Source organism: Streptomyces sp. L-9-10 (assembly GCF_004151105.1).
Lineage (GTDB): Bacteria > Actinomycetota > Actinomycetes > Streptomycetales > Streptomycetaceae > Streptomyces.
On the sequence record NZ_PHRF01000041.1, the window covers coordinates 171,248 to 191,985 of the forward strand.

The 20,738-nt window shown below is 70.4% G+C and carries 16 protein-coding genes and 1 tRNA gene; 9 read left to right on the top strand and 8 right to left on the bottom strand.

Annotated features, from left to right (window positions below; all coding sequences use genetic code 11):
• Positions 1-72: 72 nt before the first annotated feature.
• Positions 73-2,442: a discoidin domain-containing protein gene (locus tag CU044_RS11370; RefSeq protein WP_129768390.1), complete on the bottom strand. Its 2,370-nt coding sequence runs from the start codon at positions 2,440-2,442 to the stop codon at positions 73-75.
• Between the two features lie 305 nt (positions 2,443-2,747).
• Here CU044_RS11370 and CU044_RS11375 point away from each other — a divergent pair, with 305 nt between their 5' ends.
• Positions 2,748-6,092, top strand: a complete 3,345-nt coding sequence (locus CU044_RS11375) for a family 78 glycoside hydrolase catalytic domain (RefSeq protein WP_240045493.1) — start codon at positions 2,748-2,750, stop codon at positions 6,090-6,092.
• Between the two features lie 87 nt (positions 6,093-6,179).
• On the opposite strand, the gene cobF is transcribed toward CU044_RS11375, so the two are convergent.
• Positions 6,180-7,037, bottom strand: coding sequence for a precorrin-6A synthase (deacetylating) (gene cobF, locus CU044_RS11380; RefSeq protein ID WP_129768392.1), 858 nt, complete (start codon positions 7,035-7,037; stop codon positions 6,180-6,182).
• 169 nt (positions 7,038-7,206) lie between these two features.
• Between cobF and CU044_RS11385 the strand changes: the two genes are divergently transcribed.
• The 3 genes from CU044_RS11385 to CU044_RS11395 are packed head-to-tail and all read left to right on the top strand — an operon-like array spanning position 7,207 to position 10,069.
• Positions 7,207-7,926 carry a (Fe-S)-binding protein gene (locus CU044_RS11385; protein ID WP_129768393.1) on the top strand — a complete coding sequence of 240 codons (720 nt, stop codon included), beginning with the start codon at positions 7,207-7,209 and terminating at the stop codon, positions 7,924-7,926.
• A complete protein-coding gene (locus CU044_RS11390) occupies positions 7,923-9,362 on the top strand; it encodes a LutB/LldF family L-lactate oxidation iron-sulfur protein (RefSeq protein WP_129768394.1) in 1,440 nt (479 codons plus the stop codon). Before CU044_RS11385 ends, CU044_RS11390 begins: the two co-directional genes overlap by 4 nt.
• Positions 9,359-10,069 (top strand): LUD domain-containing protein, encoded by a 711-nt coding sequence (locus tag CU044_RS11395; protein WP_129768395.1) that lies wholly within the window; start codon positions 9,359-9,361, stop codon positions 10,067-10,069. The genes CU044_RS11390 and CU044_RS11395 overlap by 4 nt, the downstream gene beginning before the upstream one ends.
• A gap of 18 nt (positions 10,070-10,087) precedes the next feature.
• On the opposite strand, the gene CU044_RS11400 is transcribed toward CU044_RS11395, so the two are convergent.
• Positions 10,088-10,471, bottom strand: coding sequence for a DUF309 domain-containing protein (locus tag CU044_RS11400; protein WP_165371855.1), 384 nt, complete (start codon positions 10,469-10,471; stop codon positions 10,088-10,090).
• 205 nt (positions 10,472-10,676) lie between these two features.
• Here CU044_RS11400 and CU044_RS11405 point away from each other — a divergent pair.
• The 3 genes from CU044_RS11405 (at position 10,677) to CU044_RS11415 (ending at position 11,962) form a co-directional block, all read left to right on the top strand.
• Positions 10,677-10,753, top strand: a tRNA-Pro gene (locus tag CU044_RS11405).
• A gap of 154 nt (positions 10,754-10,907) precedes the next feature.
• Positions 10,908-11,540, top strand: coding sequence for an AAA family ATPase (locus CU044_RS11410; RefSeq protein ID WP_165371856.1), 633 nt, complete (start codon positions 10,908-10,910; stop codon positions 11,538-11,540).
• Between the two features lie 17 nt (positions 11,541-11,557).
• Positions 11,558-11,962, top strand: a complete 405-nt coding sequence (locus tag CU044_RS11415) for a hypothetical protein (RefSeq protein WP_129768541.1) — start codon at positions 11,558-11,560, stop codon at positions 11,960-11,962.
• 72 nt (positions 11,963-12,034) lie between these two features.
• On the opposite strand, the gene CU044_RS11420 is transcribed toward CU044_RS11415, so the two are convergent.
• The gene (locus CU044_RS11420) at positions 12,035-12,247 is read right to left on the bottom strand and encodes a hypothetical protein (RefSeq protein WP_129768398.1); all 213 of its coding nucleotides are present in this window, start codon (positions 12,245-12,247) and stop codon (positions 12,035-12,037) included.
• Between the two features lie 59 nt (positions 12,248-12,306).
• Between CU044_RS11420 and CU044_RS11425 the strand changes: the two genes are divergently transcribed.
• Positions 12,307-13,242, top strand: a complete 936-nt coding sequence (locus CU044_RS11425; protein ID WP_129768399.1) for an alpha/beta hydrolase — start codon at positions 12,307-12,309, stop codon at positions 13,240-13,242.
• Positions 13,243-13,519: 277 nt separating this feature from the next.
• On the opposite strand, the gene CU044_RS11430 is transcribed toward CU044_RS11425, so the two are convergent.
• The 3 genes from CU044_RS11430 to CU044_RS11440 form a co-directional block, all read right to left on the bottom strand.
• Entirely contained in the window at positions 13,520-14,158 is a 639-nt protein-coding gene (locus CU044_RS11430; protein WP_129768400.1) for a hypothetical protein, read from the bottom strand.
• A 140-nt stretch (positions 14,159-14,298) separates the two neighbouring features.
• Positions 14,299-14,835, bottom strand: a complete 537-nt coding sequence (locus CU044_RS11435) for an HPP family protein (protein ID WP_129768401.1) — start codon at positions 14,833-14,835, stop codon at positions 14,299-14,301.
• Between the two features lie 19 nt (positions 14,836-14,854).
• The gene (locus CU044_RS11440) at positions 14,855-16,306 is read right to left on the bottom strand and encodes an NAD(P)/FAD-dependent oxidoreductase (protein ID WP_240045494.1); all 1,452 of its coding nucleotides are present in this window, start codon (positions 16,304-16,306) and stop codon (positions 14,855-14,857) included.
• Positions 16,307-16,688: 382 nt separating this feature from the next.
• Between CU044_RS11440 and CU044_RS11445 the strand changes: the two genes are divergently transcribed.
• Positions 16,689-19,550 carry an exo-alpha-sialidase gene (locus CU044_RS11445; RefSeq protein WP_165371857.1) on the top strand — a complete coding sequence of 954 codons (2,862 nt, stop codon included), beginning with the start codon at positions 16,689-16,691 and terminating at the stop codon, positions 19,548-19,550.
• Positions 19,551-19,690: 140 nt separating this feature from the next.
• On the opposite strand, the gene gap is transcribed toward CU044_RS11445, so the two are convergent.
• Positions 19,691-20,689, bottom strand: a complete 999-nt coding sequence (gene gap / locus CU044_RS11450; RefSeq protein WP_129768404.1) for a type I glyceraldehyde-3-phosphate dehydrogenase — start codon at positions 20,687-20,689, stop codon at positions 19,691-19,693.
• Positions 20,690-20,738 lie beyond the last annotated feature (49 nt).

Genomic DNA, 20,738 nt, shown 5'->3' on the forward strand with positions numbered 1-20,738 from the left:
CCCTACGTGAGCCCTACGTGAGAACGCCCGGCCGGGAGATCCCGGCCGGGCGTTCCGTGCGTGGTGCGCGGCTCAGCTGGTGTATGCCTCCAGTTCGGAGAGCTGCGCGGCCGGCCAGCCGGTGTTGCCCGTGACCGTCAGCCGCAGATAGCGGGTCGGGGTCCCGTCCAGAGTGACCGTCGCGGTGTTACCGCTCGACGGGTTGAAGGTGTAGCCCGCCGACGGCTTCAGCGTGCTGTACGCCGAGTTGTTGGTGCTCCCCGACACACTGAGCGTCTGGGTGCGGGTCGACCACGCCGACGCGGGAGGCAGCTTCAGCACCACCCGCTTGACCGCCTTCGACGCGCCGAGGTCGACGGTGATCGTCTGGGGGAAGGCGTTGTTGGTGCTCTCCCAGTACGAGTTGGGGTTGCCGTCGACCGCGTTGGCCGCGCCGTACACCTCGGCGTGCCCGGACTCGGTGACCGGACGGCCTTGCGCGAGATTGCCCGGGTCCGTCGGCGGGTCGGTGGGCGGGTCGGTCGGCGGGTCGGTGGGCGGGTTGGTGGGACCGCCGGGCACACCGCCGTTGGTCCACACCGGGTCGGGCCACGTACCGGTGCACGCGGGCGGGTTGGCGTACCAGCCCGAGTTCCCGGCGCCCTGCGTGATCTGGAAACCGCTGCCCACACAGTTGTGGATCGGGTTGGACTGCGCGATGTGGGTGGCGGTCACATTGGTGAAGGAGGCGGTGCCCGGCGCCTGGATCTGGAGCGCGTACGTACCGGCGCCGTCGATCCGGATGTTGTTGAAGTGCAGCCCGTTCGTCGCGCCCTCGATCAGATGGATGGCGGCGTAGGAGCTGTCCAGGACCTCGCTGTCGGTGATGTTGATGGTGGCGTTGATCGGTTCGTTGAGACCGCTGAACCAGATCGCGCCGACGCCGAAGCGCCAGTTGTAGTCGTTGTTCCCGGCCCGGATCAGGGTGTTGCGCGCGGCGGTGGTGGTGCCGGAGACCGCCGTGCCCTGACCGGAGTTGACGCCGGGGTAGCGGTTGGCGATATGCAGCCCGCCGCCGTTGGTGATGGTGTCCGACATGACGTTGTCGGAGATGGTGATGTCCCTGCCGCCGTACGTGACGATGTTGTTCGCCAGGATCGGCAGGATCACGGTGTTGAACGTGAACTTGTTCTTCACGTTCGGGACGTTCTCGGCCCACATGGCCAGCCCGTCGTCACCGGTGTTGCGCACAAAGGTGTTGGTGACCGTCGAGTTGGTCACGCCCATGTGGAAGTTGACGCCGTCCGCGGTCTGGTCGAGGATGCGGCTGTTCTTGATGGTGAAGTTGTCCATCGGGCCGTCCATCCAGGCGCCGCACTTGGTGTGCTGCATCCAGACGTTGTCGACGACCGAGTTGGACATGGCGCCACCGATGGCGTTGACCTGGTCGTTGTCCACGCGCTCACGGATGTCGCCCATGATGGCGAAGTCCTTGAGGGTGACATTGCTGCTGCCGCCCGCGTTGGCGTACTTGCCGTAGACACCGACGGCCTTGCTGCGGTCGGACGGGTCACGTCCGGTCAGCACGCTGTACCAGGGGCCCGCGCCGCGCAGGGTGACCTTGTCGACGATGATGTGGTCGCGCACCTGGAAGGTGCCCTGCGGTATGTAGACCTCTCTGCCCTGCGTACGGCCCGCGTCGACCGCCGCCTGGATCTTGGCCGTCGAGTCGGCGGCGCCGCTCGGGTCCGCGCCGAAGTCGCTCACCACGTCGATGGCGCCCGAGGGTTTGCCGATCGGCGCGGCCACCTGCTCGAAGTCGGCGAGGTCGATGGTGAACGTGGGCGACGCGGCGGTCGAGGAGACCTGGAGCCGGACCTTCGCACCGGCCGGCAGCGTCGACCCGAACATGGTGCGGGTCTCGTCGTAGAAGTGGTGCGGGTTCGTGTCGCCCGGGTTGTTGTTGAACGGATAACCGCCGTAGTACCAGCCGTACTTGGAGGTCACCGGCACGCTCTTGAGGGACGTTCCGTTGACCCGCAGATCGATGGTCGCGTCCCGGCCGGTGCCCGCCGCGTTGTCCGGCAGCGAGTAGCGGAACGACATCGCGTTCGCCGGGGCGGTGAGGGTGAACTCCACATACTCGCCGACCGCGTCGAGCGTCACGGCCTGCCGGCCCGAGGCTTCCGAGGGCAGCGTGCCGTACAGGCGGTTGGGGCCGATCAGGGAGCCGTTGGTGGCGGCGTACTCGGCTTCCTGCTCCTTGAACGGCACCGTGGCGCCGCGGCCGGGGACATTGATGGGGGAGGGGGCGGGGACCGCCGCCGCCTGGGCGGCGGGCGCGGTGGAGAGCACCACCGCCGCGGCCGTCCCGGCCACGGCGAGTGCGAGAGAGAGGGAGGCGGAGATGCCGCGCCGGAGCAGGCGGCCTCGTGGGGGTCCGGTGGGGAGTGTCACAGACATACGTCCTTGCGGCTCGTGGGGACTCTGCGGACGCGAAAAGGTTAGAAGTTGGCTTACAAGAAGTCTATGAATCCGCGCAAATTTTGGAGACCAACGCAAAAATCCTCGACCCGCCAGGGAGTCCGGGGTCGGGAGAGGGGGCTGGGGGCTGGATGGTGCCGGAGTGGTGCGCGGTGATGAAGGGCTGTTTCGTGGCCCGTCCGCACCAGGGGCCCCGCGCACACCTCTTGTAGCGCGGACACGGTCGGCCCTACGATGCCCGGCAGGACATGAAACGTTTCAATCCAAGGGGAGCCGCGATGGGCATGGGCTGGACACGCCGAGGTCTTCTGCACACCTCCGTGGCGAGCGCCGGGGTGGGGATCGCGGGGCTCGCCGCCGCCTCCCCCGCCGCGGGCGCGCCGTCCGGCGGCTTGCAGGGAACGGGCGGGCGGCGGAGCGGGCTCCGTGTCGCCACCGCCACGGTCGAGTACACCGAGCGGCTCCTCGGTACCGATGTCGCGGCCCCGCTGCTGTCCTGGGAGCTGAGCGGCGCGCCGGACACCCGGGGCGCCCGCCAGAGCGCCTATCAGATCCGGGCCGCGACCGATCCGCGCGCTCTCGCGGCCGGTCGCCAACTCCTCTGGGAAACCGGCCGCGTGGCGTCCGACCGCAGCGTCGCCGTGCCCTACGCGGGCCCCGGGCTGCCGCCCCGTACCCGCTGCCACTGGCAGGTCCGCGTCTGGGACGGCGACGGACGCGTCTCACCCTGGAGCACGGCCGGCTGGTGGGAGACCGCGCTCGGCGACGAGCCGTGGCAGGCGCACTGGATAGGCGCCGACCAGGCGCCGGAACCACCCGGCTTCGACGGCGCGTCCTGGATCTGGACCGAGGGAGCGACCACCGGCGGCGCTCCCGTGGGCGCCCGGTGGTTCCGCGGCGGACTCGAACTGCCGCCCGGCGCGCGGGGCGTGGACCTCGCGCGGGCGACCGTCCTCGCCACGGCCGACGACGATTTCACCCTCCATCTCAACGGCCGGCAGGTGCTCCACGCGCCCGAGCAGGTGGACGGCTGGCGCACCGGACACATGGCCGACGTCACCGAGGCCGTACGGTCCGCCACCGACGGCCGGATCGTCCTCGCCGCCCTCGCCGCCAACCGCGGCGCGGCCTCCGTCAACCCGGCCGGGCTGCTCGTACGGCTGCTCGTCGAAACCGCCGGGGGCACCCGCCACGAGCTGGTCACCGGCACCGGCTGGCGCGCCGCCGGAACCGGCCAACAGGGCTGGGAACAGCCCGACTTCGACGACAGCGGCTGGACCGCGGCGGCCGTACTCGCCCCCTACGGACAGGGCCCGTGGGGAACCGGGGTCTCGATCGCCACGCCCGAGGCGCCCGCGCCCCTGTTGCGCCGCGAGTTCACCGTATCCGGACCGGTCAGCCGCGCCCGGCTCTACATCAGCGGACTCGCCTACTACACAGCCGAGTTGAACGGGAAGCGGATCGGCAGCCAGGTGCTCGACCCGGCCTTCACCGACTACGACGAGACCGTGATGTACGCCGTCCATGACGTGACCTCACTGCTGCGGCGCGGTGACAACGCGATCGGGGTGAGCCTCGGCCGCGGCTTCTACGGCATGACCACCCCCAACGTGTGGAACTGGCACCAGCCGCCGTGGCACGGCGAACCCCGGCTGCTGTGCCGGCTGGAGGCCGAGCACCCCGACGGCTCCCGCACCACCGTCGTCTCCGACACCGACTGGCGGATCACCGAAGGCCCCACACTCACCAACTCGCTCTACGCGGGCGAGACATACGACGCCCGGCTGGCCCCCAAGGGCTGGACCATGCCCGGTTTCGACGACAGCTCCTGGCGCGCCCCGAACCCCCAGACCGCGCCCAAGGGCACACTGCGCGCGCAGCCGCACGACCCCATCGAGATCATCGAGACCCTCACCCCCACCGCGATCACCGAGCTGCGGCCCGGGGTGTATGTCGTCGACATGGGCCGTACGACGGCGGGCTGGACCCGGCTGACCGTACGGGCCCCGGCCGGGACCGTCGTCCAACTCGTCCACGGCGAGAAACTCACGGCGGACGGCAGCGTCCATGCCGAGACCGGGCATGTGCCGGGACGGTTCCAGCGCGACGAGTACATCTGCGCGGGCGGCGCGCGGACCGTCGGCGGTGCGACCGGCGGCAGCGGGACCGGCGGGGGAGAGGCCGAGGGCGCCGAGGTCTGGGAGCCGTCGTTCTCGTACAAGGGCTTCCGCTATGTCCAGGTCAGCGGATTGCCGAGCCGCCCGCGCCCCGCCGATGTGCTGGGCCGGGTCGTCCATACGAAAGTGGCCGAGGTCAGCTCGTTCGACTGCTCGGAGCCCTTCTACGGACAGCTCGACCGCGCGATGCGCCGCACCCTCCTCAACAACCTGCACGGCATACCGACCGACACCCCCATGTACGAGAAGAACGGCTGGACGGGCGACGCGCAGCTCGGCGCGCCCATCATGGCGTACGCCTTCGGAGTCCACCGCTTCCTGACGAAGTGGCTCGGAGACCTGGCGGACAGTCAGAACCCGGACGGCCAGCTGCCGGTGATCGTGCCCAGCGGCGGCTGGGGCTACGGCGACCTCGGGCCCTCCCCGGAGTGGACGACCGTATATCCGTTCCTGATACGGGAGATGTACCGGATCTACGGCGACGACCGGGTGGCGCGCGAGCACTGGTCCACCCTCATCACCTATCTGGACTGGGAGTTGGACCGGCTGGAGGACGGCCTCGCCATCACGGCACTCGGCGACTATCTGCCGCCGGGGTACGGCGGCAATCCGCCCGAGGACACCCGCCTCACGGCGACGGCGTATCTGCACCGCGCGCTGACCCAGACGGCCGAACTGGGCGAACTGCTGGGCCACGGCGAGGTCGCGGACCGCTACCGTACGGCCGCGGCCGGACTGAAGGACGCCTTCAACGCCACCTTCCTGGACCCCGCGTCGGGCCACTACCGGACCGCGAAGGACCCCGGCTACCGGCAGACCTCCAACGCCCTGCCGCTCGCCTTCGGCCTGGTCCCGAGCGGCGCCCGCGCGTCGGTGCTCGACAGCCTCGTCGCCGACATCGCCGCCCGTGGCGACCACCTCAACACCGGTGCGCTGGGCACGAGCGTGCTGCTGCGCGTCCTGTGCGCGCACGGCCGCCCCGAGGTGGCGCACGCCATCGCCACCCAGCGTACGTACCCGAGCTGGGGCTACTGGTTCGACAACGGCGCCGACACCATGTGGGAGATGTGGCCCGTCGACTCGCGCTCGCGCGACCACTACTTCCAGGGCACGGTCGTCCAGTGGCTGTACGAGAACGTGGCGGGACTGCGCCCCGGGGACGCGGGGTACCGGACCTTCACGGTACGGCCCGACGGCCGGACCGGAGTCACCTGGGCGCGCACCTCGATCCGTACGGTACGCGGCACGGCCTCGGTGGACTGGTCCGCGATAGGCCGTGATCTGCGGCTCTCGGTGCGCGTGCCGGTCGGCGCGACGGCGGAGATCCATGTGCCCGCCGAGCGCCCCGAGCTGGTGCGGGCGCCGCGCGGAGCGGAGTACCTCCGCACGGAGCCGGGCTTCGTGGTGTACCGGGCCGGGCAGGGAGCCTGGGACTTCGTGGGGCGGAGCTGACGGGAGAGTGCGACGGGCGGCCTGTGAAGGGGTGCGGCTTTGAACGTTTCACCACGGCCGGGCGTCACGGTCCGGCCGTGGTGGTCCTCAGGGCCTGTCCGGCGGAGATCCGTCGGACAGGCCCGGATCCCGGCGCAGCAGATACGTGTCCATGATCCAGCCCTTGCGTGCGCGCGCCCCGGACCGCAACTCCCCGATCCGGTCCGCCACTTCGGAGAGCCGTCCGGAGACCAGGATCTCGTCGTCCGTCCCCACATAGGCGCCCCAGTGGATGACCGGATCGGCCGCCAGATGGTGCCGGAAGGACTCGTGCGCGTCCAGCATCACCACGACATCGTCCACGCCGTCCGGCCAGCCCTCGGCGAGCCGGCGACCGGTGGTGATCTGTACGGGGCCGCCCACTCGGTTCAGTCCGACGCGGTGCCTGGCGGCCAGCGCGGAGACGCTGCTGATGCCGGGGATCACCTCGTACTCGAACCGGACCGAACCGCGCGCCAGGATCTCTTCCAGGATGGCGAGCGTCGAGTCGTATAGGGAAGGATCGCCCCAGACGAGGAACGCCCCGGTGCTGCCGCGGCCGGGCCCTTCGTCCCCGCCGGGACCATCGCCGTCGCTCAGCTCGTCGATGATCGCGCGCTCGTAGAGGGCGGCGCGCCGGCTCCGCCAGTCGTCCACGGTCCCGGGATAGCCGGCGCCGTCGGCCGCGCGCTCCCGCTCCGGGTCGCGGACCTCGACGAGCCGGTAGCCCCGGCCCTGGCCGGACTCGCCCGCGGGCTCCCCCGCATGGCGGCGGAGGATCTCGTGCCGGAGCCCGATCAGATCGGACTTCTGGGCGCCCTTGTCGAGCAGGAAGAAGACATCCACGCGCCGGAGCGCCTTGACCGCCTGGACGGTCAGCTGGTCGGGGTCGCCCGCGCCGATACCGATGACATAGATCTTTCTCACCCCGCCGAGTCTGCCCCATGCCCCGCGATCGCAGTGCCGGGTCCCGTGGTCACCGCGTCGCCCCCTCGCCGCACGGAGGGAGGAAGGTCGGATCCATCGGATGTCTGATGATCCTTCACCCTCTCCGAGGGGCTTCCGCGCACCCTCGCGCCCGACATATGCTCCGCCCATGCGCGCCGCCCTTTTCGTCACCTGCGTCAACGACGCCGTCTATCCGGCCACCGGTATCGCGACCGTACGGCTCCTCGAACGTCTTGGCGTCGAAGTCGACTTTCCCGAGGCGCAGACCTGCTGCGGCCAGCCCCAGTTCAACACGGGCTACCGGCGTGAGACCGAGCCGCTGGTACGACGGATGACCCGGGCCTTCGAGGGTTACGACTATGTCGTGACCCCATCCGGATCCTGCGCGGCCATGGTCCGCCACCACTACCCCAAGATCGGTGACGAGGCCGCGGGCGCGCTTGCCGCGCGGACGTACGAGCTGACCGAGTTCCTGGTCGACGTGATGGGCGTGACGGACGTGGGGGCTCACTTCCCGCACACCGTCACCTACCACCCCTCCTGTCACGGCCTACGGCTGCTGGGCCTGGGGGAGCGTCCGCGAAAGCTGCTGGAGTCGGTGCGGGGGCTGGAGCTGCGGGATCTGCCGGGCGCGGACGAGTGCTGTGGCTTCGGCGGTACCTTCGCAGTGAAGAACTCCGATGTTTCGGCCGCGATGGGCCAGGACAAGGTGAGCAACGCGGTCTCCACCGGGGCCGAGGTGCTCTGCGGAGCGGACAATTCCTGTCTGATGCACCTCGGTGGGATCGTGAGCCGCGAGGGTGCCCCGCTGCGCCCCGTACATCTCGCGGAGATTCTGGCGTCGACGGAAGAGGAGCCCTGGTCATGAGCGGTACGTATCTGGGGATGCCGGCGTTTCCGGTGGCGGCGAAGGAGGCCGTCGGCAACGAGACGCTGCGCGGCAACCTCCGGCACGCCACCCACACCATCCGCGACAAGCGCGCCAGGGCCGTCGCGGAGCTGGACGACTGGGCGCTGCTCCGGGAGGCGGGCAAGCGGATCAAGGACCACACACTGCGCCATCTCGACCGCTATCTCCTGCGGCTGGAGGAGTCGGTCACGGCGGCGGGCGGAGTGGTGCACTGGGCGTCCGACGCCGACGAGGCGAACCGGATCGTGGCCGAGCTGGTGAAGGCCACCGGCGAGACCGAGGTCGTCAAGGTCAAGTCGATGGCCACCCAGGAGATCGGGCTCAACGAGGCGCTGGAGGCCGAGGGCATCTCCGCGTACGAGACCGACCTCGCCGAGCTGATCGTCCAGCTCGGCGACGACCGGCCCTCCCACATCCTCGTCCCGGCGATCCACCGCAACCGGGGCGAGATCCGGGACATCTTCCGCGACCGGATGGGCGCCTGGGGCCGGCCGGCGCCCGACGGCCTCTCCGACACCCCCGGCGAACTCGCCGAGGCCGCACGGCTGCATCTGAGGGAGAAGTTCCTGCGCGCCAAGGTCGGCATCTCGGGGGCGAACTTCATGGTCGCCGAGACCGGCACGCTCGTGGTCTTCGAGTCGGAGGGCAACGGACGGATGTGTCTGACGCTCCCCGAGACGCTGATCTCCGTGGTGGGCATCGAGAAGGTGGTGCCGAGCTGGCGGGATCTGGAGGTCTTCCTCCAGACGCTGCCGCGCTCCTCGACCGCGGAACGGATGAATCCGTACACCAGCATGTGGACGGGCACGCACGACGCGGACGGCCCGAGCACCTTCCATCTGGTGCTGCTGGACAACGGCCGTACGGACACGCTGGCCGACGAGGTCGGCCGGCAGGCGCTGCGCTGCATCCGCTGCTCGGCCTGTCTGAACGTCTGCCCGGTGTACGAGCGGGCGGGCGGACACGCGTACGGCTCGGTCTACCCGGGCCCGATCGGGGCGATCCTCAGCCCCCAACTGCGGGGCACCGGAAGCGAGATCGACGCGTCGCTGCCGTATGCCTCCTCCCTCTGCGGGGCCTGCTACGACGTGTGTCCCGTCGCCATCGACATCCCCGAGGTACTGGTCCATCTCCGCGAGCGGGTCGCGGACCAGAGCGGCAAGGGGCACCGGCTGGAGAAGGCCGCGATGAAGGCGGCGGGCTGGGTCTTCGACCATCCGCGCGTGATGGCGGCGGGGGAGCGGGCCGCGTCGAAGACACGCCGGCTGCATCCCTCGAAACTCCCGGGGGCGGGGGCGTGGACCGACGCACGCGATCTGCCGGAGCTGCCACCGGAGTCGTTCCGCGACTGGTGGAAGAAGCACCACAACAACCGTAAGGACACAGGGACATGAGCACCGGCACGGACGCGGCTTCAGGCACCGGCACCGGCAGGGGCGCGGCTTCGGGCACCGGCAGGGGCGGAGGATCCCGGGAGCGGATCCTCGCCAGGATCCGTGCCGCCGTCGCGGACGCTCCCGACGCCCCGGAAGCCGCGCGCGACTACCTGAACACCCACACCCCCGACGAACGCGTCATCGAACTGCTCGCCGAGAACCTCGCCGACTACCGCGCGCTCGTCCACCGGACGGACAGCGAGGAGCTGCCCGCACTCATCGCGCGCCTCCTGGCCGAACGTGGCGCCCGTACCGTGCTCGTACCCCCGCTGCTCCCCGCCCTGTGGCTCTCCGCGCTCTCCTCGGTGGGCACCGATCTGATCAGGATGGAGGACGATCCCACCTCCACGGCCCAGGAACTGGACGTCGTGGACAGTGTGATCACAGGCTGCGCCCTGGCCATCGCGGAGACCGGCACCCTGGTCCTGGACGCGGCCCCCGACCAGGGAAGGCGCCGCATCACACTCGTCCCCGACCATCACATCTGTGTCGTACGCACCGCCGACCAGGTGGTCGGTTCCGTACCGCAGGCCATGCCCCGGCTCGACCCCACCCGTCCGCTGACCTGGATCTCCGGACCGTCCGCGACCAGCGACATCGAACTCGACCGGGTGGAGGGCGTACACGGTCCGCGCACGCTCGAAGTCATCCTGCTCAGCGAGTGACGCTCGACGTCATCCCGCTCAGCGAGTGAGCGGCGTCAGCCGGGGAGCCTCACGGGCCGCGTCCACCTCTTCCCCGCCCGCCACCCGCTCCGCCAACTCCCGCGCCCAGGAGTTGAGTCCGGGCACATCGATACCGTGCGGGTCACGGAACGAGGCGATCGCCTCCGCGCCCCGCAACAGCAGCCGTGCCCCACCGGTCGCGTTCCCCCGGGCGGAGTGCGTCAGCCCGACCGCCAGCTGAGCCATCCCCTTCCACAGCGCCCGCTCCGCCTCGGGCCCCGACTTCCACGCGTCCTCGAACACCTCGTGCGCATGGAACGGCTTCCCCGCGTCGAGCAGCCGCTGCGCCTCCGCAAGCGTCTCCCCGGGCGTACGGACCACCCCCTCGGGCTGCCGCTCCACCCCAGGAGCCCCATACGCCAACGGCCGCCCCAGCCCATCCCGAGGCCGCGCACTCCGCGCCCGCCCCTCGTCGTCACGATCCCGCCGGTTCTCCTTCATAGGTCGATTGTCGCGCGGACGGGGCGCGTCTTCGCGCCGCTCGGAGTGAGGTAATGTTCTCGTGTGTGGTCGACCGGGGGATTTCCTCCCCATTGAGGCCCCACATCGGGACGTGGCGCAGCTTGGTAGCGCACTTGACTGGGGGTCAAGGGGTCGCAGGTTCAAATCCTGTCGTCCCGACCAGCGTTTTCGCAGGTCGCAGGCGGTATCGGAGAAATCCGGTACCGCCTTTTCCGTTGTTCTGGGGACGACTTGGGGACCGCACGGTCCAGCGGCGGCGTCCGACGCCACCCCGCGGATTCTCGGAGGCCCCGGACTCCTGCTCGCGCCGCTCCCGGTGCTGTGGCTGTGCGGCCCGCCGGGAGTCGGTAAGACGACGGTTGCCTGGGAGATTTACTCGCAGCTCACGCGGGCCGGGATCGAGGCCGGCCATGTCGACATCGACCAGTTGGGCATCTGCTACCCCGAGCCTGCGGCGGATCCGGGGCGGCACAGGTTGAAGGCGGCGAACCTCGGGGAGGTGGTGGCCGGTTTCCGTGCGGCGGGTGCCAGGTGCGTCATCGTGTCCGGTGTCGTCGACGCCGCCCAGGGCGTGCACGCCGAGGAGATCCCGTCGGACGAGCTGACGGTGTGCCGCTTGCGCGCCGACCGCGACGAACTCGTACGGCGGTTCACCGGACGCGGGGCCGAGGTGGGCCCGGTGGAGGCTGTGCTGTGTGAAGCGGAGGCCATGGACGCGAGTGACGTCGCCGACGTGTGCGTCGACACCAGTGGCCTGTCGGTGGCAGATGCGGCGCGGCTGGTGATCGAGCGCGCCGGTGGATGGCCTGTCCTCACGGGTCGGAGCCGAACCACCGCGGCAGCGGTGCCGGACGACGGACCTACGGGGTGGCCCGTGCCTCCCGAACAGCCCACTACGGCGCAGGCACGGGCTCGTAGCAGCGTTGGTCGCGGAGGAGTGCCCGGATGACGGTACATTCGTCTGCCATGCGATCACCACGTGACTACGACCTCGACTTCCGCGACAGGGCCGGGCGCATACGCGCCTGGGGAATCGGCCTGTTGACTGTGGCGACGCTCCAGTGGACATGGTGTGCCCTGCTGCTGCTCACGCCGTACACGGTCGATGAGGAGCCAGACGATCGATACCCGGCGGAGTGCGAGTCACGGTTGCTGACTGAACGTGGTACGGCCAACGACGGCCTGCGAGCGGGCGATTGGTGTCAGAACGAGCGCGACTGGCCTGAAGCCCTGGCTGTGCTCGGGCTGTCCGTGCCGGTGTCGGTCGTTGGTGTGGCGCTCTTCACGAGCGGCAGTGTGAGTGTCCGGATGAGCGCCCACGCCGAGGCGATGCGCGAACGGGAAAAGCTCGCGGACGCACGGAACGCGTAGCCCTCACGAATCAGCCGGCCGCCGGTCAAGCTGAGCGTCGGTGCGGAGGCGACCCGGTCGTCGTCACCGGCTTCAAGGGCCATCCGCGCCCGCACGCTCACCGCCGGCCAGAAGGACGGAAACCGGATCCTCGCCGCTGGACGTGCCCCCGTCGAAGACGGCTTCGCGCACTTCGAGAACTGGCGCATCCAGCATCCTGTCGCTTACGGGGGTTAACCCCATCGGGCTCACTGGCCTCAGCGACACCACCGACAGACGTGCCAGCGGCATTCTGCGATCGACCATGTCACCGAATGATGGGACTGGCAGGCACAACAGCACCCTCAGTCGCCGAAGGATCATTCATGTCCCGCACTCCCCGTAAGCGCCGGTCCACGCATCGTGTTCTGTCGGCCCTCGCCCTGCTGACCTTGACCGTCGGCGCCGTCGCGGCCTGCGGCGGCAAGGACTCCGCCCCCGAGGACGCTGCCCCGTCCTCGGGCACGTCGTCCGCCTCGCCGGGGGCCGGCCGGTCAGGCGTATCGAAGCTGCACATGATCACCAATGACGGTCACCGCTTGGCCTTCCATGTCACGCGAGGCAACGGCCACACGATCGTCCTGGACTCGGGCGGCGGCGAGAACTCCTCACAATGGAAGGACCTCGTCCCCAAGCTCCACGCGGACACCGGCGCCACCGTCATCACCTACGACCGGGCCGGTCTCGGCAAGAGCGACGTGGTGCCCGGCCCATGGAAGGTCGAGAGCGCTGTCAGCGACCTCAAGTCGGGGCTTGAGCAGCTGGGCGTCACTGACAACGTGACCCTGGTGTCCCACTCGCAGGCAGGCGAGATCGCGAATTACTTCGCCAAGGACAACCCGACGATGCTCTCCGGCGCGGTCCTGGTCGACGCCAACCTCCCCCCGTTCTTCACGGACGAGGAGATTCCCCGTCTCGTAGCCGCGAGCAAGCCGCAGGTCCACGCGGCGAAGAAGGCCCCCGGCAAGCCGGAGAACCGCCAGCTCATCTCCACCGCGGAGGGCTTCGCCCCGGCGCACCGGGCATTCCACAAGGTCGCCTGGCCGGACTCGGTGCCGGCGACGGTCATCGTCTCGGAGAAGACCCCGTTCGACGGGTCCCCCGTGGACGCCCAGCGCTGGCGCGACGCCGCCGCTTCGTTCGCCCAGGACGGGCCCGGCCGAACGCTCGTCACGGCCAAGGGCAGTTCCCACGAGGTGCCGAAGGACCGTCCCGACCTCGTACTCAAGGAGATCGCGGACATGCTCGCCACACAGCGCTGACCCCCGGCCTGCTGTTTCGCCGGGCGGCCGACTCATCGGCCGCGGCCGGCGGGGTCGGCATCGCCGAGCCGCTGGGCGACGCGCCCGAGCTGGTCGGGCTCGTCCTGGAACGTTCCCACAAAGCCTGCGACGCACAGACTGGGGCCGAGAGGGTCCTGGAGTACCAGGACGTGTCCGGTCGATGCGGGGATGGCGTGCGGCAGATCGATTCGCCACAGGGCTGGTTGTTCATGGTGGCCGTCCAGAGGCTGGAGAATGCCCTTGTGCCCACCCCCGCTCAGGCCCGGCGGCAGGCGTGGTTCTCCAGCCGGGTCGCGGCGGCCTGATACTGCTTCCGGACAAAGCCCTTGCGGTAGTGGCTGCCCCACGGGAACTCCTCCCGGTGGCCGCAGAGCGCGCAGACCAGTTCCGGGAGTTCCTCCGGGCGGGGCTCGACGAGTTCCACCGCATGCTTGGTCGCTCCCGGCCATGCCGCGCCATGCCCGGTGACACCCATGTCGTCCGCGGCGGCCAGCCCGCTGACCCAGCCGAGGACGGCGCCCACCAGGATGCCCGTGGCCGTGAGGGCGATCCGGATGGCACCGGAGTCCTCCAAGGTGATCAGGCTGACCAGACTCACCAGCAGGACCACGAGCCCGGCGTACGCGCCGGCCCGTCGGCGGGCCTGCCGTCGGCGGGTCGCCTCCACACTGTGAATGGCGTAGTGCAGCGCCTTGTTGCACACCTCGCACCGGACCGTGCGGTGAAGAGCGGGACTCCCGTCGTCGGGCCTCTTCACCACCCACTTCTGGCTCTCGTAGTCCCAGGAAACCGTGCTGCCGCCCGACGGCCGGCCCCAGAAGTTGACCCGGTGTGAGACTGTCGCCTCTTGTCTCTGCGCGATCGCCTGCGGCATACCGAACTCCCCCAGCTCCATTGGCAGTTGGTTCAGTCAAGAACTGTGGACGGGTGCATGGGAGGCGGTCAAGGAGAGTACCCGCGACAACTCCGGGACCACCACGTTCGACCGAGTGCGACGTGACGGACCGCGGCCCCCGGACCAGCCCCCGGCCCTGCTCATCTCCACCCGCGCCGCGTCGCTCCCCGTCCTCTCGCGGGAAGCGGCACATGGGACAGCAGGGCGGCCGCGGTGATCAGCAGGGCGAGGCCCGTGAGCATGCCGTACAGCGGTGGTCCCGGCCGGGCGATCCCCGAGGTGATGAGAAGGGCCGTGGCCGCGGCCGGCGGATGATGGGCGTTCAGCAGGACGAGCAGAAAGAGCGTCAGCCCCACCGCCAGGGCCTGGGCGCCGATCTGCCGCCAGGTGTCCGTCCGCTGCTCGGCGATGGACGGATACCGCCACAGGCCGAAGACGGCCAGGCAGAGCAGCCCGGAGGCGGTGGCACAGGTGTGTCCGAGGACGGAGCTGCGGACCTGGGCGGCCTCCGTGTGCGGGTGCGCGAGCAGGATGTACGCCGTGGGGCCGAGGGTCGTGGTGAGGAGCACCCACTCCAGCGTCCGGCCGACGGCCCCCACCACCACAAGCGCGGCGGCGGACAGGACGAAGAGCCGGACTCCTGTGCGCAGCCGCGCGGGCGCGTGGGTTCTCTCCATGCTTCCGTGGACGCGCCGCTCAGCCCCGGTACGCCTTCATCAGGTGCAGCCATACCTCGCTGATCGAGGGGAAGCAGGGGACGGCGTGCCAGAGCCGTTCGACGGGGATCCGGCCGGAGACGGCGACGGTGGCCGAGTGGAGGAGTTCGCCGACGCCCGGACCGACGAAGGTCGCACCGAGCAGATGACCGTGGTCCAGATCGATGACCATACGGGCCCTGCCCTGGTAGCCGTCCGCGTACAGATACGCCCCGGGGACAGCGCCGAGGTCGACGTCGACGACCCGCACCCGGTGCCCGGCCCGCTCGGCCTGCGCGGCCGAGAGACCGACGGCCGCCGCCTCCGGGTCGGAGAAGAAGATCTGCGGCACCGCGTGGATGTCGGCGGTGGTGGCATGGGCGCCCCAGGGCGCGGTGTCCAGCGACTGCCCGGTGGCGCGGGCGCTGATGGCATCGCCCGCGATACGGGCCTGGTACTTGCCCTGATGGGTGAGAAGGGCATGGTGGTTGACATCGCCCATCGCGTACAGCCAGCCGGCCTCGACGGCCCCGACCCGGCAGGTCTCGTCCGTCTCCAGCCAGTCCCCGGGGGTGAGACCCACCGTCTCCAGGCCGATGTCGTCGGTGCGCGGGGACCTGCCGGTGGCGAACAGCACCTCGTCGGACTCCAGTTGGCCGCCGTCGCTCAGTGTCAGGGTGACCGGTCCGCTGCCGCCGGGACGTCTCAGCCCGGCGACGGAGACATTGACGCGCACATCCACTCCGGCCTCCGTGAGCCCCTTGGCGACCACGTCGCCGACGAAGGGCTCCATTCGGGGGAGCAGGCCGGAGCCGCGGACCAGCAGGGTGACCGCGGACCCCAGGCCCTGCCAGGCGCTGGCCATCTCCACCCCGACACCTCCGGCGCCGACGATGGCGAGCCGCTCGGGCACGGTGCCGGAGTCGGTGGCCTCACGATTGGTCCAGGGCCGGGCCTCGGCGATACCGGGCAGGTCGGGCAGTACGGCGTCGCTGCCGGTGGCCACTGCCACGGCGTGCCGGGCCGTGAGAGTGACGGGCGGGCCCTCGGAGGGGGTGACGGTGACCTGGCGCGGCCCGTTCAGCCGCGCGTGTCCGCGTACCAGTTCGGCGCCCATGCCCGCCAACAGGTCCGCCTGCCCGCCGTCGTCCCAGCTCGACACGGCGCGGTCGCGGCGGCCGAACACCCCGCGCGGGTCGAGCGAACCACTGACCGCCTCCCGCGCACCGTCGACCCGACGGGCATCCGCGACGGCGACAACCGGCCGCAGCAGTGCCTTGCTGGGAATGCACGCCCAGTACGAACACTCGCCGCCGACCAGTTCCTTCTCCACCACTGCCACACTCAGCCCACCGGCGCGCACCCGCTCAGCGGCGGTCTGCCCGACAGGCCCCGCACCGATGACGATGACGTCATAGGTGTTCTCGGCGGAGGCTCCCACTGCGTCGCTCACGAACCGCTCCCGTCTTCCGCATCTTCCGGCGCGGGGAGGGCATGAGCCCAGACCAGAAAAATGCCCGTTATGCATAATTTTGCGGCACTTTATCAAGTGGGTGTCATGTCCCCAGGTTCGCCCCGGCCGCAAGGCGCGCCCACTCGTCAGGACCGATCGCGGAGCAATGACGTCGTGCACCGCGACGCCTGCGTCATCCCGCCCGGGTACTCCCGTCGGCGGGCCCTCGGACGCTCGACATAATCAGAGGCGGCTCGGCACCTTCCGGTCGGGTGGGGACGCTCATGGCGGCGGGCGCGAGCGCGTCGGCGATGGGCGTTATTTCGCGAGGGGGCAAGGAATGAAGCGCCGGTTCCGAAGAACGATGCTTCGAATAATGGGGATGAGTCTGTTCGCATCGGTGGCCCTGGCGGCCCCGGTGGCGACGGCGGCGGAGAGCGGAGCGACAGGGTCCGGGTCTGCGGGGCGGGGCGTGTCCGGGGTCGCGGCCTCTGCCGACGCGGTCGCCGATACGGGCTCGTTCGCCGAGTCCGAGCTGTGGGATTCGACGGACGACGACGCGTACGCCAGCTTCCATGTGCAGGGGCTGGCGGTCGTTCCCGCGGGAATCGTGCCGCCCGCCGGGAACGGGCAGGCATTGCCCGACGACGTGGTGCTCACTTTCACCGAGGGCCGGTTCGCCGTGGGCGACGGCGGGGAGAAGGACCTTCTGGTTCGCCGCAGTGTGGACGGAGGTCGCAACTGGTCGGCCGGCGTGCCCGTGGTTCCGAGGCAGACAGGCCAGAGCTGGGGCAACCCCACGCCGGTGGTCGATGAGCAGACGGGCCGGGTCTGCCTGTTCTACAAGGGATCCGGCGGAGCCGTCTTCGTCAAGCGCAGCGACGACGCCGGGGCCAGTTGGTCGGCCGCCGAGGACTTGACCCCGTTGTTCGCGTCGAACCCGCACGGCTGGACGCTCAACAGCCCGGTCCCCGGCCACGGCATACAGCTCCGGGACGGCCGGCTGCTGATGCCTGTCCAGCACCGCGCCCCCGACCCGGACCGTAATTACGGCATCGAGATGCTGTACAGCGACGCCCACGGCGATCCCGGTTCCTGGCGGCGAAGTGCCGCGGTGCCGCTGTCCGTCGCGTACCCGGTCAATGAGAGCCGTGTCTACGAACGCGCCGACGGGGCGGTGGTCCTCAACGGCCGGTGGGGCTCGGGCGGCACCCGCTACCGCATCACCGCGACCAGTACGGACCGGGGTACGAGCTGGTCGGCGCCCGCGATCGACGGCTCGACAGGACAGTTCGTCTCGGTGGACGCGAGCGCGCTCCAGTACAGTCGCGGCCAGGTCGACCGGCTGCTGTTCAGCGGGCCGGACGCGTCGGCCCGGGAGAACATGACCGTCTCGGTCTCGTACGACGGAGGGGCGAGCTACCGGTACAGCCGGGTGATCAATCCGGGCATGTCCTACTACTCCGACCTCGCCCGGTTGTCGGACGGCACGATCCTGTTGGTCTACGGCCGGGACGGCGCCGACGCGGGCTTTCCCGAGCGGATCTCGGTCGCCCGGTTCGACCTGGAGTGGCTGACCCAGGGGCGGGACAGCCTCACCACCGGTCCCGGGCTCTCCCAGCAGGCGTACGAACTGGCCACCGCGGAAGCCCGCACCGACACGGGCGCGGCGGCGCCGGTCGTGTCCGACCCCAACGCGCGGGGCGGCAGGACACTGCGCTATCCGGCTCCGGCGGTGGGCCGTTACGTCGATGTCCCGTTCGACGTCGCGGCGGCGGGCACCTACGAGGTGGCGGTCCGGCTGCACCGCGGAGCCGACCGGGGACAGATACGCGCGAGCGTCGACGGCACAGCACTCGGTCAGGGGCTTGTCGACCCGACCATGACGGTGGGTGAGGGCTATCAGCTCTACCGGCTGGGCACGGCCGAGCTGACAGCCGGACGGCACTCGATCCGGTTCACCCTGGCCGGCCAGGGGCGCGGCGGCGGCAGTGTCATCACCGCCGACCAGTTGTTCCTGACCTCGGGCGGGAGTCCCGCGGACACCCCGAAGGCGGTCGCGGACAATGACTCCGTCGCCGGCTTCGAAACGGTGTCGGGCAACTGGACCAGGGTGGAGAAGGCCCCCGGGGAGTACGGGCAGAGCCACCGGACGCACGCCGCGGGCACCGGCGGCGCCAGAGTACGGTTCCGGCCGGACGTTCCGATGAGCGGTGTGTACGAGGTCTCCGCCTGGTACCGGCCCGGCACGGGCCAGGCGTCCAACGCCTCCTATGTGATCCGCCACGCCGAAGGCCAGGAGACGGTCGAGGTGGACCAGCGGTCCGGCGGCGGACGATGGGTACGACTCGGTGATTTCGCCTTCACCGCCGGCGGCGGGGGCACGGTCGAACTCTCGGACGCCGCCGACGGGCTCGTCGCCGCCGACGCCATCCGCCTCGCCTACCGGGGCGCCGCCGCCGACAACGACTCGACCGCGTACGAAACGGTCTCCGGCGAGTGGAACAACGCGACCGGCACCGCCGGGTACCACGGCCCGAACTACCGGACCCATCCCGCGGGTACCGGGAGCTCGGTCGTACGCTGGCGCCTGGACGTACCGGCCGACGGGACGTACGACGTGTCCGTCTGGTACGCGGCACACGCCAACCGCGCCTCCAACGCGCCCTACGTCGTCCACCACGCCCAAGGCTCCACCACCGTGCGCGTCGACCAACGTGAACGCGGCGGCCAGTGGGTCTCACTGGGCAGCTACCCGTTCACCGCCGGCCGGCCGGCCACCGTCGAACTCTCCGACGCGGCCGACGGATACGTCGTCGCCGACGCCGTACGCACCACGTACCACGGGCTCGTCGCCGACAACGACGACGCCTCGCACTACGAGGTGGTGTCGGGCACGTGGAACAACGCGACGGGCTCCGCCGGGTACTACGGTCCGAACTACCGCACCCATGCCGCGGGTACGGGGAGTTCCGTCGTGCGCTGGCGGCTGGACGTACCGGTGAGCGGGAGGTACGACGTGTCCGTCTGGTACGCGGCACACGCCAACCGTGCCTCCGACGCGCCCTACGTCGTCGATCACGCCGACGGCTCCACCACCGTGCGTGTCGACCAACGTGAACGCGGCGGGCGGTGGGTGTCGTTGGGCACCTACTCGTTCACGGCCGGCAGGCCGGCCACCGTGGGACTCTCCGACGCCGCTGACGGATACGTCGTCGCCGACGCCGTACGGCTCGTCAGGTAACGGACAGGGGGAAACGGCCGCCCCACCGGAGGAATCCGGTGGGGCGGCCGTCTTTCCCGCGGTCCGTCCGTCCCCGAAGCGCCGGCATCGGCGATCGCGGAGGCCGTCACGAGGCGAGGCCGGGCCGCCCCGGTGTCCGGTCAGCCGGTGGCGAGGAGTTCGAGCGTATCGATCACGCGGTTCGAGAAGCCCCACTCGTTGTCGTACCAGGCGACCACCTTGATGTGGCGGCCGTCGACACGGGTGAGAGCCGAGTCGAAGATCGACGAGGCCGGATTGCCCGTGATGTCGGACGACACGAGCGGGTCGTCCGAGTACTCGAGTACGCCCGCGAGCGGTCCCTCAGCGGCGGTGCGGTACGCCGCCAGCACATCCTCGCGCGTCACGTCCCGAGCGACGGTCGTGTTGAGTTCGACGATCGATCCCACCGGAACCGGCACGCGGATCGAGTCGCCCGACAGCTTGCCGTCGAGGTTCGGCAGCACGAGGCCGATCGCCTTGGCGGCGCCTGTCGTGGTCGGCACGATGTTGACGGCGGCCGCGCGGGCACGGCGGGCGTCGCGGTGCGGACCGTCCTGGAGGTTCTGCTCCTGCGTGTAGGCGTGCACCGTCGTCATGAAGCCGTGCTCGATGCCGGCGAGGCCGTCGAGCACCGCGGCCAGCGGCGCGAGCGCGTTGGTCGTGCACGAGGCGTTCGAGACGATCGTGTGCACGGCCGGGTCGTACGCGTCGGTGTTGACCCCGAACGCGAGTGTGACATCGGCGCCGTCCGCCGGCGCGCTGATGAGTACCCTCTTCGCGCCCGCGTCGAGGTGGGCGCGGGCGGCCTTGGCCGAGGTGAAACGGCCGGTCGCCTCAAGCACGATGTCGACGCCGAGCGCGGCCCACGGCAGCTGCGCCGGTTCGCGCTCGGCGAGCACGGTGATGCGACGGCCGTCGACGACGAGAGCGTCCCCGTCGACCGTCACCGGGCGGCCGAGCCGGCCCGCCGTCGTGTCGAAGGCGAGCAGCCGCGCGAGGGTGGCGGGCTCCGTGAGGTCGTTGACGGCGACCACCTCCAGGTCGCTGTCGCGTTCGAGCAGTGCGCGCAGCACATTGCGTCCGATGCGGCCGAATCCGTTGATGGCGATGCGAGTCATGAATGGTGTCCCTTCGGGTTCGCCCTCAGGTTCTCGCGCGGCACCCGCC

Bases quoted from the DNA above. Each gene is read 5' to 3' on its own strand.
- CU044_RS11370 (WP_129768390.1), bottom strand. From the start codon at position 2,442: ATGTCTGTGACACTCCCCACCGGACCCCCACGAGGCCGCCTGCTCCGG.
- CU044_RS11375 (WP_240045493.1), top strand. From the start codon at position 2,748: ATGGGCTGGACACGCCGAGGTCTTCTGCACACCTCCGTGGCGAGCGCC.
- CU044_RS11385 (WP_129768393.1), top strand. From the start codon at position 7,207: ATGCGCGCCGCCCTTTTCGTCACCTGCGTCAACGACGCCGTCTATCCG.
- CU044_RS11390 (WP_129768394.1), top strand. From the start codon at position 7,923: ATGAGCGGTACGTATCTGGGGATGCCGGCGTTTCCGGTGGCGGCGAAG.
- CU044_RS11395 (WP_129768395.1), top strand. From the start codon at position 9,359: ATGAGCACCGGCACGGACGCGGCTTCAGGCACCGGCACCGGCAGGGGC.
- CU044_RS11415 (WP_129768541.1), top strand. From the start codon at position 11,558: ATGCGATCACCACGTGACTACGACCTCGACTTCCGCGACAGGGCCGGG.
- CU044_RS11420 (WP_129768398.1), bottom strand. From the start codon at position 12,247: ATGGTCGATCGCAGAATGCCGCTGGCACGTCTGTCGGTGGTGTCGCTG.
- CU044_RS11425 (WP_129768399.1), top strand. From the start codon at position 12,307: ATGTCCCGCACTCCCCGTAAGCGCCGGTCCACGCATCGTGTTCTGTCG.
- CU044_RS11430 (WP_129768400.1), bottom strand. From the start codon at position 14,158: ATGGAGCTGGGGGAGTTCGGTATGCCGCAGGCGATCGCGCAGAGACAA.
- CU044_RS11435 (WP_129768401.1), bottom strand. From the start codon at position 14,835: ATGGAGAGAACCCACGCGCCCGCGCGGCTGCGCACAGGAGTCCGGCTC.
- CU044_RS11445 (WP_165371857.1), top strand. From the start codon at position 16,689: ATGAGTCTGTTCGCATCGGTGGCCCTGGCGGCCCCGGTGGCGACGGCG.
- gap (WP_129768404.1), bottom strand. From the start codon at position 20,689: ATGACTCGCATCGCCATCAACGGATTCGGCCGCATCGGACGCAATGTG.